We start from the raw sequence: 16,871 nt of genomic DNA on the forward strand, positions 1-16,871 counted from the left end.
GGGCCATGTCCATCTCTGTGAAGTGAGAACTCAGTGAACATTCGACGGTGGAGCTTCGGCTTCCTCGCCGCAACCCTGCTCGTCCCCGGCCTGGCCGCGTGCAAGTCCGACGCTGCCGAGCCGGCAGCTGCGCCCAGCCCGTCCGCCCCGGCCGTACCGGCCGACCCGAAGGAGGCGCTGCTCGCCTCCACGAAGGAGGCGGCCAAGGGCGACTTCACCTTCACCCTGACCGGCGCCGACCTGACCGGCGGCGGCCTGGTGCACAAGCCCAGCAACAGCGCGCAGCTGACCATGAAGCTGGGTGACGCCTCCCAGGACGTGTCGATGGAGATGGACCTCATCTACATCGACTCGGAGAGCTGGGTGAAGATGGACATCGGCGGTGCCATGGCCGCCATGGTGCCCGAGATGGCGAAGAACAAGGGCAAGTACCAGCACCTCGACAAGACCAAGGTCAAGGGCATCAAGGACCTCCAGCTCGACCCGGAGACGCTCGACCCGGTCGACAGCGAGACGCTGGTCAAGGGCGTGACGGACGTGCAGAAGACCGGCGAGGGCACCTACGCCGGCAAGATCGACATCAGCGCCTCCACCGAGTCGGTCGCCCTCGACGAGGACGTGGTCAAGGCGCTGGGCGCGCAGGCCAAGGTGCTGCCCTTCACGGCCAAGCTGGACCCGCAGGGCCGCCTCACCGAGCTGGTCATCTCGGTGCCGGCCGCCGGCGAGACCGCCGCGCACGACATCAAGATCGGGTACGCGGGCTACGGCACCGGCACCGGCGCGAAGAAGCCGCCGGCGGACCAGGTCATCGAGGCCTCGGCCGAGACGTACGAGCTGTTCAAGTAGGTCGGCACGACGGATCGGGGTGGCCCAGGGGTCGCCCCGATCCTGCTTTTCCCGCACCGGTCACCGCGAACAACCGGACGTCAAGGACGATTGTCGGACGCGTCGACAGGGAACAAAGAGGGAGTGATCCGGGCGAGCTGCTCGGCCCGGATCGCGCGGCGTGGCCGAAGGGCTGCCGCGTCGCCCGGTTTCCGGCGCCGACCAGGCCGTCGGGTGACCCCCTTGGGAGACACGTATGACTGTTCGACGACTCGGTGCCGGCCTGGTAGCCGCCGCCCTGTTCACGCCCGCCCTGGCCGCCTGCGCCGGCGGTACGACCGGCACCGCTGGATCGACCGCGTCCCCCACGGTGAGCGCGTCCGGCGTACCCAGCGCGTCCGCCGGTACGCCCGTGCCGGGCGACGCCAAGCAGGCGCTGCTGGACTCCACCAAGGAGATCAGCAACGGCAACTTCCGGTTCACCCTCTCCGGCGCCGGCTCGACCGCCGAGGGGCAGGTGCACCAGCCGAGTCAGAGTGCCGCGATGAAGTTCTCCATCGGCGGCCCCTCCTCCGACCTGGCGATGAAGCTCGACGTAATCCACGCCAAGCCGGACAGCTGGGTGAAGCTGGAGCTGACCGGCCCCACGGCCGACAGCCTGCCCGCCATCAAGCAGCTCAACCTCGGCAAGTACCAGCACCTCGACCAGGCCCGCATCAAGGGCAACAAGAACCTCGGCTTCGACTTCGAGAAGGTCGACCCGGCCGGCAGCGCGGTGCTGACCCAGGGCATCACCGAGGTCCGCAGCACCGGCACCGGCACGTACGCCGGCACCATCGACGTCACCAAGGCCGCTGAGGCCGGCTCGCTGAACGCCGCCACGATCGCCGCGCTGGGCACCCAGGCGAAGACGGTCCCGTTCACCGCGAAGGTCGACCCGCAGGGCCGGCTCAGCGAGCTGGTGCTGCAGCTCCCGGCCGCTGGGCAGACCGCCGCCCAGGAGATCAAGATGACGTACTCCGACTACGGTTCCGCCACCGCCGCGCAGAAGCCGCCGGCGGACCAGGTCGTCGAGGCGCCGGCCGAGCTCTACAGCCTGTTCAACTGATCGTCGTACTCCGGTGGGGTGGCTCCGGCCGCCCCACCGGCGGTTCCGGCCACCCCGTCCGCGGTCAGGACGCGGGGTCCTGCCGGGCGGCGTCGATCCGCGCCCGAGCGCCGTCCAGCCAGCGCTGGCAGATCACCGCCAGTGCCTCGCCGCGCTCCCAGAGCGCCAGCGACTCCTCCAGGGATGTGCCGCCGGCCTCCAGCCGCTCCACCACCGAGGCGAGTTCGCCGCGGGCCTGCTCGTAGCTGAGCCGCTCGTCCGGCCCGGCCTTCGTGTCGTCAGTCATCGCGTCCATCTCAGCACACCCCCGTCCGGGTCACCGCGTCGCCACGTCGCCGTCGACCGTCGCGGCCAGCTCACCGTCGGCGAGGCGGACCCGCAGCGGGTCGCCCTTGCCGACCTCGGCCGCCGCCCGTACGACGTGCCCGTCGGCGCGTTGCACGATCGCGTACCCCCGGTCCAGGGTGGCGGCGGGGGAGAGGGCGCGCAGCCGGGCCAGGGTGTGCCGCAGATCGTCGTCGGCGCCGGCGAGCCGGTGGTCCAGGCAACGGCCGGCGCGCTGACGCAGCCCGGCCAGCTCCGTCGCGCGGTGCTCCACCATCACCTGGGGCCGGGCTAGCACCGGCCGGGACCGCAGGCCGTCGAGGCGGTGGGACTCCCGGTCGACCAGGTTGCGGACCGCCCGCTCGAGTCGGTGCCGGGCCTGACCGATGAGGCGTACCTCCTCGGTGAGGTCGGGGACCACCCGCTTGGCCGCGTCGGTCGGGGTGGAGGCCCGCAGGTCGGCGACGTAGTCGACGAGCGGCGCGTCCGTCTCGTGGCCGATCGCGCTGACCACCGGCGTACGGCAGCCGAACACGGCCCGGCAGAGCGCCTCGTCGGAGAAGGGGAGCAGGTCCTCGATGCCGCCACCGCCCCGGGCGATGATGATCACGTCGATGCTCGGGTCGGCGTCCAGCACCTTGAGTGCGTCGACGATCTGCGGCACGGCGGACGGGCCCTGCACGGCCACGTTGACCGTCCGGAACTCCACGGCCGGCCAGCGCCGCCGGGCATTGGTCAGCACGTCCCGCTCGGCGGCCGACGCGCGGCCGGTGATCAGTCCGATCCGGCCGGGCAGGAACGGCAGCCGGCGCTTGCGCGCCCGGTCGAACAGCCCCTCGGCGGCGAGCAGCTTCTTGAGCTTCTCCAGCCGGGCCAGCAGCTCACCGAGCCCCACCTGCCGGATCTCGTCGGCCCGCAGGCTCAGCGTGCCCCGGGCGGCGTAGAACTCCGGCTTGGCGTGCAGCACCACGCGGGCACCCTCGCGCAGCTCCGGAGCGCCGGCGTCCAGCACGTCGCGGTTGGTGGTGACGGTCAGGCTCAGGTCGGCCGACGGGTCACGCAGGGTGAGGAAGACAGTCGTGGCCCCGGGACGGCGGCTGATCTGCGCCACCTGCCCGTCCACCCACACCCAGCCGAGCTTGGCGATCCACGCCCCGACCTTCTGCGAGACGACCCGAACCGGCCAAGGCTCCTCCGCGCTGCTCCGCGCAGCGTCCCCACCAACCCCACTCACCCGCCCACCCTACGACCACCCCCGCTGGACCCCGTTGATCATGAAGTTATTGCGCTGGGTGGCGGCGTGTCGTGGCAATAACTTCATGATCAACGGGATGCAGCGGGGGGTTGTGGGCCGTGGTGGGTTGTCGGCGGGCACGTACGATGGGGGGGTGACTGATCTCCGGACCGGCAAGCGCGTGCTCCTGGCCAAGCCCCGCGGCTACTGCGCGGGTGTTGATCGCGCCGTGCAGACCGTCGAGGAGGCGCTGAAGCTCTACGGCGCCCCGATCTACGTGCGCAAGCAGATCGTCCACAACAAGCACGTCGTGCAGACGCTGGAGGCCCAGGGCGCGATCTTCGTGGAGGAGAACGAGGAGGTGCCCGAGGGCGCCACCGTCATCTTCTCGGCGCACGGCGTGGCGCCCGAGGTCTACGAGCAGGCCCGGGAGCGCTCGCTGAAGGCCATCGACGCGACCTGCCCGCTGGTCACCAAGGTGCACCAGGAGGCGAAGCGCTTCGCCGCCGAGGACTACGACATTCTGCTGATCGGCCACGAGGGGCACGAGGAGGTCATCGGCACCGCCGGTGAGGCTCCCGCGCACATCCAGCTCGTGGACGGCCCGGACGGCGTCGACAAGGTCACCGTTCGTGACCCGGAGAAGGTCGTCTGGCTCTCCCAGACCACGCTCTCGGTGGACGAGACGCTGGAGACGGTCGCCCGGCTCAAGTCCCGGCTGCCGCTGCTTCAGTCCCCGCCCAGCGACGACATCTGCTACGCCACGTCCAACCGGCAGCACGTCGTCAAGGAGATCGCCCCCGAGTGCGACGTGGTGATCGTCGTCGGCTCGACGAACTCCTCCAACTCGGTCCGGCTGGTCGAGGTCGCCCTGGACGCTGGCGCCCGCGCCGGTCACCTGGTCGACTTCGCCCACGAGATCGACGACGCCTGGCTGACCGACGCCCGCACGGTCGGGGTGTCCTCCGGCGCGAGCGTCCCGGAGGACCTGGTCAACGACGTGCTGGCGCATCTGGCCGCACGCGGGTTCGCCGACGTCGAGGAGATCACCACCGCCAACGAGCGGCTGACCTTCTCGCTTCCGCAGGAGCTGAAGCGGGACATGAAGGCCGCCGCGACCCGCGGCTGAGCACGTTCGGGTGCCGGATCACGGCGGGCAGGCCGTGCCGCCGGTGGTCCAGCGCGCGGATCACTGTGGGAACGCCGCGTCGTCCCGGTGCGTCGAAGGCGGCATGAGGACCTTTCGGCTCGTCGTCCCCGCCCTGGTCGTCTGCGCGGCGCTGAGCGCCTGCGGGGGGACGGACGGCTCCACCACCCCCGGAGCGCCGTCGGCAACGGTTGGGCAACCCACCCCCGCGTCACCCAGCAGCCCCGCCCCGGCGATCACGCCCTCCCCGCCGCTCAAGTCGCCGGGCGGGCCCAGCGTCCCGCCACCGGTCGGCGCCACCGAACTCACCGGCACGATCACCGCCGGGGTCGAGCCGAACTGCCTGCTGCTCGACGGCTACCTGCTGGTGGGCGGCCCGCGGGACGTGCTGGCCGCCGGTGCCCGGGTCACCGTCACCGGCCGGGTGGAGACCGGCATGATGACCACCTGCCAGCAGGGCACGCCGTTCGTCGTCGAGAACGCCAATCGCAGCTAGCGACCTCGGCGCCCAATCAGCGGTCAGCGGTCGGCGTCGTTCAGCAGTTCCGGCGCCTGCGGCTGGCGGGGGGTCAGCTCGACCTGGGCGGGGGTCGCCAGCTCGTCGTCCGAGACGCCCAGCTCGGCGAGCTTGCGGGCGCTGACCAGCACCCGCGCCTCCAGCGAGCCGACCGCCCGGTTGTACGCGGTCACCGCGCCGGCCAGCGACGAGCCGAGCTTGCCCACGTGGTCACCGAGGGTGGAGAGCCGGCCGTACAGCTCCCGGGCGAGGGTGTGCACCGCCACCGCGTTGCGGGCCAGCGCCTCCTGCCGCCACGAGTAGGCCACCGTGCGGAGCAGGGCGACCAGGGTGGCCGGCGTGGCCAGCACCACGTTGCGGGCGAACGCGTGCTCCAACAGCGTCGGGTCGCGTTGGAGCGCGACGTCGAGGAACGGGTCGGCGGGCACGAACAGGACCACGAACTCGGGCGAGCTGTCGAACGCCGTCCAGTACGACTTGGCGGCCAGGGCGTCGACGTGCCCCCGCAGGTGTCGGGCGTGCGCGTCGAGGTGGGTGTCCCGGCCGCGCTCGTCGCGGGCCTCCATCGCGGTGAGGTACGCGTCGAACGGCGCCTTCGCGTCCACCACCACCGACCGGCCGCCGTGCAGGCGGACCACCAGATCCGGGCGGACGACCTGGTCGTCGGTGGCGGCGGTGACCTGCTCGGAGAAGTCGCAGTGCTCCAACATGCCGGCCGCCTCGACGATCCGGCGCAGTTGGTGCTCGCCCCAGCGGCCCCGCACCTGCGGCGCGCGCAGCGCGGCGACCAGCTGCTTGGTCTCGGTGCGCAGCTCCCCGGAGACCGCGTTCATCGAGCGGACCTGCTCGCGCAGCTCGGCGTAGGCGTCGACCCGGTCGTGCTCCAGCTCGGCGACCCGCTGCTCGTAGCGGCGCAGGCTGTCGTGCAGCGGCGCCACGGCACGGGCCACCGCCTCCTGCGACTGCGCGGTGGCCTCGTAGCTCAACGCCCGCATGGACTGCTCCAGCCGCCCCTCGCCCTCGCGGGTCGCCGTCAGGGTGGCATCCAGCCTGGCGATGTCGGCCGCTGACCGGGACCGGGCCGCGAGCCAGCCCACCGCCCCGCCGGCACCGAGGCACACGATCACCACCAGCAGCGTCGAGACGTCCATCACCGGAGCTTGCCAGACGGGTACGACGTGACACCCGGGGGTACGTTCGATGACATGGAACTTGTGCTGTGCCTCGCGATCGTGCTGGTCGGCGCGCTCGGTGCCGCGGCGCTCATCCGCGCTCAGGGCACCGCCCGTCGGCGTACGGAGCTGGGCGACGCCCGCGCCGAGGCGCACCGCTGGTACGAGCGCCTCGGTGGTCAGCTGTTGACCCTCCAGGGCGACGAGCCGGCGGTCCGTCAGGCGTTGGCCGACGCCGGTGAGCGGTACAACGCGGCGGGTTCGCAGTTGGAGCAGGCGCGTACGCCGCACCAGTTCGCGCTCGCCCGGGAGACCGCGCTGGAGGGACTGGCGTACATCCGGGCGGCGCGGACCGCGCTGGGGATCGATCCCGGCCCCGAGGTGCCGGCGCTGGCCGCCGCGCGGGGCGTCGGGCAGCTCACCAAGGAGCGCGAGGTCGATGTGCAGGGGCAGACCTTCCGGGCCGGCCCGCAGCCCGGTCGGCAGACGCCCTACTACTACCCCGGTGGCCGCTACCAGGGTCGGCCGGTGCCGGCGGGCTGGTATTCGACGCCGTGGTGGAAGACCGCGTTGGGCGCGGGGGCCGGTGTGCTCGGCGGCATGTTGATCGCCGACGCGCTGTTCTCGCCGGCCTTCGCCGACCCGGGATACGGGTACGACGAGGGCTACCAGGAGGGCTTCGGCGACGGCGCCGACTACGCCGACGGCCAGGGCGGCGACGCCGGCGACCAGGGCGGCGACTACGGCGACCAGGGCGGCGACTTCGGTGGCGCCGACCAGGCGGGCGACTTCGGCGGCGGTGACTATGCCGCCGGCGACTTCGGTGGCGGAGGTTTCGGCGGCGGTGACTTCGGCGGCGGTGACTTCGGTGGTGGCGACTTCGGCGGCGGCGACTGGTGAGCGCCGAGGGCGCTGACTGAGAGCGGTGACTGGTGAGCGGCGGGCCGCTGACCTCTGAACCCGCTGGCTGACATGCGAAACGGGCCCCGGTCGTGGCGACCGGGGCCCGTTGCCGTGCTGCCTGATCAGCCGGTGTTGCGCATGCCGGCGGCGATGCCGTTCACCGTGGTGAGCAGCGCCCGCTCCAGGGCCGTGCCGTCGCTCGGGGCGCGTCGGCCACCCGGGGCGGTGGCCACCGCACGGCCGGCCGCGCCGGATTCCCGGTACTGCCGCAGCAGCGCCACCTGAAGGTGGTGCAGCGGCTCCAGGTAGGTGTCCCGGACGGCCAGGGTGCGCTGGAGCACCGGCGAGTTCTCCAGCAGGGCGGGGGAGGCGGTCACCGCCAGCACCTCGCGCTTGGTCAGCTCGTACTCCCGCTCGATCTGCTCGAAGATCGGGTGCAGCTTCTTCGGCACGAGGGTCTCGACGTACCGGCGGGCGATGCTGAGGTCGGTCTTGGTCAGCATCATCTCGACGTTCGACAGGAACGTGCGGAAGAAGTGCCAGTTACGGTGCATCTCGGCGAGCACGTCCGCCAGACCGGCCTCCCGGGCGGCGGCCAGGCCGGAGCCGACGCCGAACCAGCCCGGCACGATCTGCCGGGTCTGCGTCCAGCCGAACACCCACGGGATGGCCCGCAGCCCGGACAGCCCGGCGCCGGTGTTGGGGCGCTTCGCCGGCCGGGAGCCGATGTTCAGCGCGCCGAGCAGCTCGGTGGGGGTGGACGCCCAGAAGTACGCCGGCAGGTCCGGGTCCTCGACGAGCGACCGGTACGACCGGAACGCCGACTCGGAGACCACGTCCATGGTCGCGTCCCAGCGTTCCAGCATCTCGGCCGGCTGCCGGGGCGCGGTGTGCAGGAGCGTCGCCTGGAGCACCGCGGCGAGGGTCAGCTCCAGGTTCTCCCGCGCCAACGAGGGCAGGGTGTACTTGTCGGAGATCACCTCGCCCTGCTCGGTCACCTTGATCGCGCCGTCAAGCGTGCCGTACGGCTGCGCCAGGATCGCCTCGTGCGTCGGGCCGCCACCGCGGCCGACCGTGCCGCCGCGACCGTGGAACAGCCGCAGGCGTACGCCGTGCCGGGCGGCCACGTCGCGCAGCGCGCGCTGGGCTCGGTGGATCGACCACTGGCTGGTGGTGATCCCGGCCTCCTTGTTGGAGTCGGAGTAGCCGAGCATGACCTCCTGCACGTCGCCCCGGGCCGCGACGAGCGCCCGGTACGCGGGCAGCGACAGCAGCTCGTCGAGGATCTCGCCGCCGGCGTTCAGCTCGCCCGGGGTCTCCAGCAGCGGCACGAAACCGATCCGGGCCCGGCCGCTGTGCACGTCGACCAGCCCGGCCTCGCGGGCGAGCACCACGGCGGCGAGCACGTCGTCCACGCCGAGGGTCATCGAGATGATGTACGACTCGATCACCTCGGTGCCGAATCGGTCCTGCGCCTCGCGGATCGTGCTGAACACGTCGAACGTCTTGCGGGCCGGCTCGGTCAGCGGGGTGTCCAGGGTGGACAGCGGCCGGCGGCCGGTCAGCTCGTCGGCGAGCAGCTTGGTGCGCTCCAACCGGCTCAACGCCGGGTAGTCGGACACCTCGCCGACGGCCTCGTACAGCTGGGCGAGCACCGCGTGGTGCGCCTCGGCGTGCTCCCGGACGTCCATGGTCGCGAGGTGCAGGCCGAACGCGGAGACCGTCCGGATGGTGGAGGCCAGCCGGCCGACGGCGGTGAGCTGCCCGGAGTTGCGGGCCAGCGAGGCGCGCAGCAGGTCCAGGTCGGCGATCAGCTCGGCGGAGCCGCGGTAGTCGCGGCCCGGGACGTGGGCGGTGCCCTGGCGGAGCCGCTGCCGGGTGTTGGCCAGCTTCGCCTTCACGCAGCGTGCCTTGAGCCGGTACGGCTCCTCGGCGTTGACTCGACGGAACCGGGGGGCCACCTCGGGCAGCGCGTCGAGGTCGGCGGCGAGGCTGGCGGAGAGGTCAAGCGACACCCCACGCAGTCGGCGGGACACCGACACCTCGTTGATCAGGTGGTCCATCGCCTTCTCGGTGGCCGCGATGCCGTGCTCGTGCTGAATGGTCAGCACCTCGCGGGTGACCGCCGGGGTGACGAACGGGTTGCCGTCCCGGTCGCCGCCGATCCAGGTGCCGAAGCTCAGCGGGCGGGCCGTCGGCGACGTCTCCACGCCGAGGGTGCGCAGCGTGTCGGCCAGGTCGTCGAGCACCTGCGGGGCGGCCTCGGCGTACAGGTCGCGCAGGTAGTAGATGGCGTTGCGGGCCTCGTCGGTCGGGTCGGGCCGGTCGAGCCGCAGCTCGTCGGTCTGCCACATCAGGTCCAGCAACTCGGCCAGCCGGCGGTTGGCCGGGCCCTCGTCGCTGGCGCCGTAGAGGATCGCGTTGGCGGTCTCGGTGTCCAGCTCGTCGGCGATGGCCCGCAGCTTGGACAGGATCGAGCGGCGGGCCGCCTCGGTCGGGTGGGCGGTGAAGACCGGCCGGACCGCCAGCCGGCGGGCCGCGGCGGCGATCTCCTCGGCCGGCACCCCCCGCTCGGCGATCATCTTCGCCGCCTGGTCCAGCCAACCGCCCTGCACGGCGCGGCGGCGACGCAGGTCCCGAGCGCGGTGCACCTGTTCGGTGATGTTGGCCAGGTGGAAGTAGGTGGAGAAGGCGCGGGCCAGCTTGGTGCCGGTGGTCACGTCGAGCCCGCCGAGCCGCTGGGCGGCGGCCGGGACGTCGGAGCGGACCTGGGCGCGGATCTCCTCGACGAGGTCGAGCAGCGGGCGGCCCTCCTGGCGGGCCAGGGTCTGGCCGAGGAGGGTGCCGAGTCGGCGGATGTCAGCGCGCAGCGCGGCGTCCGGGCCGTCGTGGTCGTGCTGGTCGGTCACGATGCGCTCCTTACGTGAGTACGAAGGACAGCGCTGTCCGACTCCCTGGATGGTATCCGCGTCGGGCCGGCTGGCAGGAGGGGCTCTCCGCATGCCGTGCCGTGACACGGAACACCTCGGAGATCACTTCAGGGCCTTGCGCGGTCGGTCGCCCGGCGGCCCCGCACCCGGGTTGCGCCGAGCAGGGCGGCCAGCCCGAGCACCGCCCAGAGCACCAGACCGGTCACCGGCCAGCCGATCGAGCGCCGGTCGAAGTACACGGCCGACTTGATCAGGTCGGTGGCCAGGCCGGGCACGTTCCACCGGTGCATTCCGCGCAGCCAGGTGGGCAGGAACTCGGGGGCGTAGATGCCACCGGAGCCCGGGTTGCCGAGCACCACCAGCAACAGGATGACCAGCCCGGTGCCGAGCACGCCCAGCCAGCCCTGGACCGCGGCGGCGACCATCGCGGCGGCGAAGGCGGCCAGCATGCCGACACCGGCGACGGCCGGCAGGTCGTGGTGCCAGACGTCCAGCACCGGGCCGACGATCACCGCCCCGACGATGCCGAGCGCCACGCTGTAGACGGCGAGCGCCCCGATGCGCAGTCCGGCGCGGCGCAGGGTGCGCGGGGCGGTGCCGGCGGAGATGCCGAGCACTGTCGAGGCCAGGTATCCGCCGAGGACGTACCCGATGGCCAGGTAGAAGGGGACCAGGCCGCGGGGGTCGGTGCCGGCGACCGGCACCTCGTCGGTCACCCGCAACGGCAGTCCGGCCTGTTGGGCGGCGCTGGTGAGCACCTGGATGACCAGGTCGGTGGCGGACGGTGCGCTGGCGCTGGCGGTGGTCAGGACGAGCCCGCCGTCGGGGGCGGAGCTGAGCACCGCGTACACCTCGCGGCCGGTCAGGCCGTCGTCGGCGGCGCCCGGGTCGGCGTACTCGATGGCTTTGATCTTGTCGGTCCGGTCGCGGACGGCGGCCAGGACCGTGCGCGCGGGCTGGTCGCTCGTCGCCACCCCGACCGGCACGTCCCGGGGGTGCGGCTGGTGCAGGGCGCCGACGTACGCGGCGATGAAGGCGGCGGCCAGCGCGAGGGTGCCGAGCAGCAGGCCTGCGGTGCGGGGGAGCCAGTCGCGTACCCGGACCTCCGGCGCCTCGTCCACCACGTCAGCCTAGGGCGACATTCAACCTGTTTGCGGCATTTCCCGGCGAGCGGCGAAGGTGAGCAATTTTCTTCAAGACCGTCCGGGGTGTCTCTCGCAAGGATGGTCTCCGTTGGTCCGGAAGCCACCCGTCCGGGGTGGCCGGATCGGGGCACGCGGGCCTATTCGGGGAGGTCCGACGCCTGGGCCGGACCTGTCGCGGGCCGCTTCGTGCGCGCCTGAAGGAGCGCCCCAGGACGATCTTGTGCCGGTCCTCCGCGACCGTCTCCGTCCAGCCGTGGTTCTCCACGATGCAGCGCACCTGGTAGATCAGCATTCCGTCCGGATGCCCCAGCACCCGCCACCGGCGGGCGTTGTGCGGCGACGCGGATCACTGCCGACTCCCTCAGCGGGCATCGTCCCCCCTTGGCACGGCGACCTCGTCACTACCCGGCTCGATTCTGGTCACTCGCCAACCCCTGGTCCACCCCGAGCGGCGGATCGCTCCGACCCGGCTCTGCGGGTTCGTCCGGCCCGTGCCGGCCGACCTGGGCCGGTTCGGTCGCCAGGCTCGTCGGCCGGGGTCCGCGGGTCGGAGAGTTGGCGTGGATCAGGGATTGACGACGGCGAAGGCGCGGACCGGGAAGGTGCCCATGCCGGCCACCATCGGTGGGGCCGCGGTGAAGCGGAACCCGCTCGGCGGCAGCGCGCCCAGGCCGGTCAGGTGCTCCACGATCGGGACACCGGCGGCGAGCAGGGTGCTGTGCGCGGGGCGTACGCCTCCGGCCGCGGGGCTCATGTCGTCGATGTTGATCGAGTCGATGCCGACCAGGGCCGCGCCGGCGTCGACCAGCGACTGGGCGGCGTCCCCGGTCAGGTACGGCGCCTCCGGCCCGCCGTACCGCTCGGTGCCGAAGTGCGCATCCCACCCGGTGTGCAGCAGCACCGCGCGCCCGGCCACCTCGTACGGGGCCAGCATCAGCCGGTCCACGGCTCGGGTGCCGGCCGGTACGCGGACCAGCACCCCGGGCAGGTCGGCGAGGCGGTCCAGCGACACCCCGGTCAGGTCGTCGCCGCCTGACCAGCGGTGGGCGGGAGTGTCCACGTACGTGCCGGTGTTGGCGATCATGTCGATCCGGGCCACGTGGAACTCGGTGCCCGGCGCGTACCGCTCGCGGGATGCCGCGAAGGTCAACCAGTCGGTGAGCCGCGGAGCGGGCCACCCCGGCAGGGTGGTCATCCCGTCGCGGATCACGTGGCTCAGCTCGACCAGCCGGCGATCGGTGCCGGAGGCGTCGACGCCCCGGCCGCCCTTGTGCGGCTCCTCGATGATCGTCTTCGCGCTGATCCGGACCTCGGCGACCATCAGCAGCCCGAGGTGCCGGACGAACAACGCCGCCAGATCGTCGTCGGTGATCTCCCGACCCGGAATGTCCAGCCGGAAGCCCTCGGTGCGCAGCCCGCCGCCGTTGGCGAAGCTCACCTCCGCGTCGAACTGTGCGCGCCACTGCTCACCCATCCCGAAACCCGACCACGCCTGCCGGCGGCGGTCAAGATCTTTCCCGTTTCCGACCGCCTCGGGGCCCGGTCAGCGCTCGCCCGCCGCCCTCTGCGGCAAGATCCGCACAACATCAGGGAAGTTGCTGCCTCCCGCGCCCCGGAAGCAACAACTTCCGGGAAGTTGTGTGGATCTTGGGACGAGGGGTGGCCTGCGCGGGAGCGGACCGGTGCCGGGGGCGCGGACCCGGGCGGGGGTGCGCGGCGCGGGGCGACGCGACCTGGGCGGAACGGGGTGGCTGTCAGTGCACGGGGATAGGCTTGTTGGCGTGCACCCCCCGTCCGGCTGGACGAGGGGCCGAAGTGGTGTGCGCCGACTCCCCTGGAAGGAATCCCTTGCTCACCGGTCTGTTCTCCGCCGCCCTGGCCGACCCCGGGCTGACCCGGGCGCGTGACCTGGCGCGCTCCGGTGCCGCCCAGGTCGACGGCCTCGACATCACCGCTCCGGCGGCGCTGCGCCCGTTCGCGGTGGCCGCCGTCGCGGCCGACCCCGACGGCGCCGGTGGCGGGGCCGGGCGACCCGTGCTGGCGGTGACCGCCACCACCCGGGAGGCCGACGACCTGGCCGCCGCGCTGGGTGCGCTGCTGCCGCCGGAGCAGGTGGTGGTCTTCCCCTCCTGGGAGACGCTGCCGCACGAGCGGCTCTCTCCCCGCTCCGACACGGTGGGCCGCCGGCTGGCCGTGCTGCGCCGCCTCGCGCACCCCGAGTCGACCGACGCACACGGCGGCACCGGGCCGCTGCGGGTGGTCGTGGCACCCGTCCGTTCACTGCTGCAACCGCAGCTCAAGGGGCTCGGCGACCTGGAGCCGGTGCAGCTCGCCGCCGGCGAGGAGGCGGACCTGGAGGAGGTCGCCCGCCGGCTGACCGACATGGCGTACGCCCGCGTCGACCTGGTCACCAAGCGCGGCGAGTTCGCGGTGCGCGGCGGCATCCTGGACGTCTTCCCGCCCACCGACGAGCACCCGTCCCGGGTCGAGTTCTGGGGCGACGAGGTGGAGGAGATCCGCACCTTCGCCGTCGCCGACCAGCGGACCATCGAGCAGGTTCCGCTGCTCTGGGCGCCGCCCTGCCGCGAGTTGCTGCTCACCCCGGCGGTCCGCGAGCGGGCCGCCGCGCTGGCCGAGCAGCACCCGGAGCTGGCCGAGATCCTGGACAAGCTGGCCGAGGGCATCCCGGTGGAGGGGATGGAGTCGCTGGCGCCGGTGCTGGTCGGCCCCGACTCGCTGGAGCTGCTGCTGGACGCCATGCCGGCCGGCACCCACGTCCTGCTGTGCGACCCGGAGCGCATCCGCACGAGGGCGCACGACCTGGTGCGTACCTCGGACGAGTTCTTGCAGGCCAGCTGGGCCGCCGCCGCGGTCGGTGGCCAGGCCCCGGTGGACGTCGGCGCCGCCGCCTTCCGCACCCTGGGCGAGGTCCGCGCCACCGCCGCCGACCTCGGCCAGCCGTGGTGGACGCTGTCCCCGTTCGGTCTGGGTGAAGCCGAGACGGCGCAGGCGCGCCAGCCCTGGGAGGACGCGCCCGAGCAGGCCGTGGTCACCCCGGACGACGCCATCGCGGTGACCCTCGCCGCGCAGCCGGCCCCGCTCTACCACGGCGAGACCGCGCGGGTGGTCGACGACCTCAAGCGCTGGGCCGGCGAGGGCTGGTCGATCGCGCTGGTCTTCGAGGGCCACGGCCCCGCCCAGCGGGCGGTGGAGGTGCTGCGCGACGCCGGGCTGGGCGCCCGGCTGACCGAGGAGGTGCCGACCGCGCCCGCCCCCGGCGAGCTGGTCGTCTCCTGCGGCGCGCTGGGCAGTGGGTTCGTCGACGAGGCGTCCCGTTTCGTGCTGCTCACCGGCAACGACGTCACCGGCGGCCGGGGCACCTCGACGCGCGACATGCGCAAGATGCCGAGCCGTCGGCGCAACACCATCGACCCGCTGGAGCTCAAGGCCGGCGACTTCGTGGTGCACGAGCAGCACGGCATCGGCCGGTACGTCGAGCTGGTGCAGCGCACCGTCAACGGCGCGAGCCGGGAATACCTGGTCATCGAGTACGCGGCCAGCAAGCGTGGCCAGCCCGGCGACCGGCTGTTCGTCCCGACCGACCAGCTCGACCAGCTCTCCCGCTACGTGGGCGGCGAGCAGCCGACGCTGCACAAGATGGGCGGCTCGGACTGGCAGAAGTCCAAGGCGCGGGCTCGCAAGGCGGTCTGGGAGATCGCCGCGCAGCTCATCCAGCTGTACGCCGCCCGCAAGGCGTCCAAGGGCCACTCGTTCGGCCCGGACACCCCGTGGCAGCGGGAGCTGGAGGACGCGTTCCCGTGGCAGGAGACGCCAGACCAGCTCGCCGCTATCGACGAGGTCAAGCGGGACATGGAACAGACCGTCCCGATGGACCGGCTGATCTGCGGCGACGTCGGCTACGGCAAGACCGAGATCGCGGTCCGGGCGGCGTTCAAGGCCGTGCAGGACGGCAAGCAGGTGGCGGTGCTGGTGCCGACGACGCTGCTGGTGCAGCAGCACTACAACACCTTCGCCGAGCGGATGAGCCAGTTCCCGGTGCAGATCCGGCAGCTGTCGCGGTTCCAGACCCCGAAGGAAACCGAGCGGACGCTGGAGATGGTCGCCGACGGCACCGTCGACATCGTCATCGGCACCCACCGGCTGCTCCAGACCGCGACCCGGTTCAAGCAGCTCGGTCTGGTGATCGTCGACGAGGAGCAGCGGTTCGGCGTCGAGCACAAGGAGCACCTCAAGACGCTGCGGGCCTCGGTCGACGTGCTGAGCATGTCGGCCACCCCGATCCCGCGCACCCTGGAGATGGCGATCACCGGCATCCGGGAGATGTCCACCATCGCCACCCCGCCGGAGGAGCGGCACCCGGTGCTCACCTTCGTCGGCGCGCAGGACGACCGGCAGGTCGCCGCGTCCATCCACCGTGAGCTGCTCCGCGACGGGCAGGTCTTCTACCTGCACAACCGGGTCGAGTCGATCGACCGGGCGGCACGGCGGCTGCGGGAACTGGTCCCCGAGGCGCGGGTCGCGGTGGCGCACGGCCAGATGGGCGAGGAAGCCCTGGAGAAGGTCATGGTCGGCTTCTGGGAGAAGGAGTTCGACGTCCTGGTCTGCACCACGATCGTCGAGTCGGGCATCGACATCCCGAACGCCAACACCCTGATCGTGGAGCGGGCCGACCTGCTCGGTCTGGCCCAGCTGCACCAGATCCGCGGCCGGGTCGGCCGGGGTCGGGAGCGGGCGTACGCCTACTTCCTCTACCCGCCGGAGAAGCCGCTCACCGAGCACGCCCACGAGCGGCTGGCCACCATCGCGCAGCACACCGAGCTGGGCGCCGGCATGTACGTGGCCATGAAGGACCTGGAGATCCGGGGCGCCGGCAACCTGCTCGGCGGCGAGCAGTCGGGGCACATCGAGGGCGTCGGCTTCGACCTGTACGTGCGCATGGTCGGCGAGGCCGTCTCCGCGTTCAAGGGTGAGCGGCCGGAGGAGGAGGCCGACGTCAAGATCGACCTGCCGATCGACGCCCACCTGCCGCACGACTACGTGAGTGTGGAGCGGCTGCGCCTGGAGATGTACCGCAAGCTCGCCGAGGCACGCGACGAGGAGCGTCTGCGCGAGGTCGTCGCCGAGATGACCGACCGGTACGGCGAGCCGCCGGCCCCGGTGCAGAACCTGGTGGCGGTGGCCCGGTTCCGCCTGCTGGCCCGCCGGTACGGCCTGAGCGACGTGACCATGCAGGGCAAGCACATCCGGTTCGGGCCGCTGCCGCTGCCCGACTCGAAGCAGATGCGGCTCAAGCGCTACCACCCGGACGCCGTCTACAAGCAGGCCACCGACCAGGTAAGCGTGCCCCGACCGACCACCCGTCGGATCGGCGGCGAGCCGCTGCGTGACCAGGCGCTGCTCGAGTGGTGCGCGCAACTGCTCTCCGACGTGCTGGGCGCCCCCGCCCCGCTGGTCGCCGCGGCCGGGTGAGCACGGCGCTTCCGTCGTACCGGCACGTGCCGGTACGACGGAAGCGCGCGCCCGAGCGCGCGGGTGGAGGTGGGGG

Annotated in this window: 12 protein-coding genes; 6 read left to right on the forward strand and 6 right to left on the reverse strand. The window is 72.6% G+C overall.

What is annotated here, in order from left to right; translation table 11 throughout:
* Window positions 1-33: 33 nt before the first annotated feature.
* Together ABZT87_RS01160 and ABZT87_RS01165 are read left to right on the forward strand one after the other, a co-directional pair.
* Window positions 34-846, forward strand: coding sequence for a hypothetical protein (locus ABZT87_RS01160; RefSeq protein WP_355132819.1), 813 nt, complete (start codon window positions 34-36; stop codon window positions 844-846).
* A 235-nt stretch (window positions 847-1,081) separates the two neighbouring features.
* Entirely contained in the window at window positions 1,082-1,933 is an 852-nt protein-coding gene (locus ABZT87_RS01165) for a hypothetical protein (RefSeq protein WP_354854118.1), read from the forward strand.
* A gap of 64 nt (window positions 1,934-1,997) precedes the next feature.
* Here ABZT87_RS01165 and ABZT87_RS01170 read toward each other — a convergent pair whose 3' ends face one another.
* Window positions 1,998-2,219: an exodeoxyribonuclease VII small subunit gene (locus ABZT87_RS01170; RefSeq protein ID WP_354854120.1), complete on the reverse strand. Its 222-nt coding sequence runs from the start codon at window positions 2,217-2,219 to the stop codon at window positions 1,998-2,000.
* A gap of 30 nt (window positions 2,220-2,249) precedes the next feature.
* Window positions 2,250-3,491, reverse strand: coding sequence for an exodeoxyribonuclease VII large subunit (gene xseA, locus ABZT87_RS01175; protein WP_354854122.1), 1,242 nt, complete (start codon window positions 3,489-3,491; stop codon window positions 2,250-2,252).
* Window positions 3,492-3,576: 85 nt separating this feature from the next.
* Between xseA and ABZT87_RS01180 the strand changes: the two genes are divergently transcribed.
* Both ABZT87_RS01180 and ABZT87_RS01185 read left to right on the forward strand, forming a co-directional pair.
* The gene (locus tag ABZT87_RS01180) at window positions 3,577-4,620 is read left to right on the forward strand and encodes a 4-hydroxy-3-methylbut-2-enyl diphosphate reductase (protein WP_355132821.1); all 1,044 of its coding nucleotides are present in this window, start codon (window positions 3,577-3,579) and stop codon (window positions 4,618-4,620) included.
* 103 nt (window positions 4,621-4,723) lie between these two features.
* Window positions 4,724-5,134: a hypothetical protein gene (locus tag ABZT87_RS01185; protein ID WP_355132823.1), complete on the forward strand. Its 411-nt coding sequence runs from the start codon at window positions 4,724-4,726 to the stop codon at window positions 5,132-5,134.
* Between the two features lie 23 nt (window positions 5,135-5,157).
* On the opposite strand, the gene ABZT87_RS01190 is transcribed toward ABZT87_RS01185, so the two are convergent.
* A complete protein-coding gene (locus ABZT87_RS01190) occupies window positions 5,158-6,306 on the reverse strand; it encodes a DNA recombination protein RmuC (RefSeq protein WP_355132825.1) in 1,149 nt (382 codons plus the stop codon).
* A 54-nt stretch (window positions 6,307-6,360) separates the two neighbouring features.
* Between ABZT87_RS01190 and ABZT87_RS01195 the strand changes: the two genes are divergently transcribed.
* Window positions 6,361-7,227 carry a hypothetical protein gene (locus ABZT87_RS01195; protein WP_355062946.1) on the forward strand — a complete coding sequence of 289 codons (867 nt, stop codon included), beginning with the start codon at window positions 6,361-6,363 and terminating at the stop codon, window positions 7,225-7,227.
* A gap of 125 nt (window positions 7,228-7,352) precedes the next feature.
* Here ABZT87_RS01195 and ppc read toward each other — a convergent pair whose 3' ends face one another.
* From ppc to ABZT87_RS01210, 3 genes are all read right to left on the reverse strand, one after another.
* On the reverse strand, window positions 7,353-10,139 hold the full coding sequence (ppc, locus tag ABZT87_RS01200) for a phosphoenolpyruvate carboxylase (RefSeq protein ID WP_354854130.1): 2,787 nt from the start codon (window positions 10,137-10,139) through the stop codon (window positions 7,353-7,355).
* Window positions 10,140-10,267: 128 nt separating this feature from the next.
* Entirely contained in the window at window positions 10,268-11,281 is a 1,014-nt protein-coding gene (locus tag ABZT87_RS01205; RefSeq protein ID WP_355132827.1) for a hypothetical protein, read from the reverse strand.
* Window positions 11,282-11,870: 589 nt separating this feature from the next.
* Window positions 11,871-12,779 carry a cyclase family protein gene (locus tag ABZT87_RS01210; RefSeq protein WP_355062949.1) on the reverse strand — a complete coding sequence of 303 codons (909 nt, stop codon included), beginning with the start codon at window positions 12,777-12,779 and terminating at the stop codon, window positions 11,871-11,873.
* A 374-nt stretch (window positions 12,780-13,153) separates the two neighbouring features.
* On the opposite strand from ABZT87_RS01210, the gene mfd reads away from it, so the two are divergent.
* Window positions 13,154-16,795, forward strand: coding sequence for a transcription-repair coupling factor (gene mfd / locus ABZT87_RS01215; RefSeq protein WP_355132829.1), 3,642 nt, complete (start codon window positions 13,154-13,156; stop codon window positions 16,793-16,795).
* Window positions 16,796-16,871: the final 76 nt, after the last annotated feature.

Source organism: Micromonospora sp. NPDC005237 (genome assembly GCF_040607775.1).
GTDB lineage: Bacteria > Actinomycetota > Actinomycetes > Mycobacteriales > Micromonosporaceae > Micromonospora.

What these genes read in the sequence shown, in the direction of transcription:
- ABZT87_RS01165 (WP_354854118.1), top strand. Translation starts at nt 1,082, where the DNA reads ATGACTGTTCGACGACTCGGTGCCGGCCTGGTAGCCGCCGCCCTGTTC.
- ABZT87_RS01170 (WP_354854120.1), bottom strand. Translation starts at nt 2,219, where the DNA reads ATGACTGACGACACGAAGGCCGGGCCGGACGAGCGGCTCAGCTACGAG.
- ABZT87_RS01180 (WP_355132821.1), top strand. Translation starts at nt 3,577, where the DNA reads ATGATCAACGGGATGCAGCGGGGGGTTGTGGGCCGTGGTGGGTTGTCG.
- ABZT87_RS01185 (WP_355132823.1), top strand. Translation starts at nt 4,724, where the DNA reads ATGAGGACCTTTCGGCTCGTCGTCCCCGCCCTGGTCGTCTGCGCGGCG.
- ABZT87_RS01190 (WP_355132825.1), bottom strand. Translation starts at nt 6,306, where the DNA reads ATGGACGTCTCGACGCTGCTGGTGGTGATCGTGTGCCTCGGTGCCGGC.
- ABZT87_RS01195 (WP_355062946.1), top strand. Translation starts at nt 6,361, where the DNA reads ATGGAACTTGTGCTGTGCCTCGCGATCGTGCTGGTCGGCGCGCTCGGT.
- ABZT87_RS01210 (WP_355062949.1), bottom strand. Translation starts at nt 12,779, where the DNA reads ATGGGTGAGCAGTGGCGCGCACAGTTCGACGCGGAGGTGAGCTTCGCC.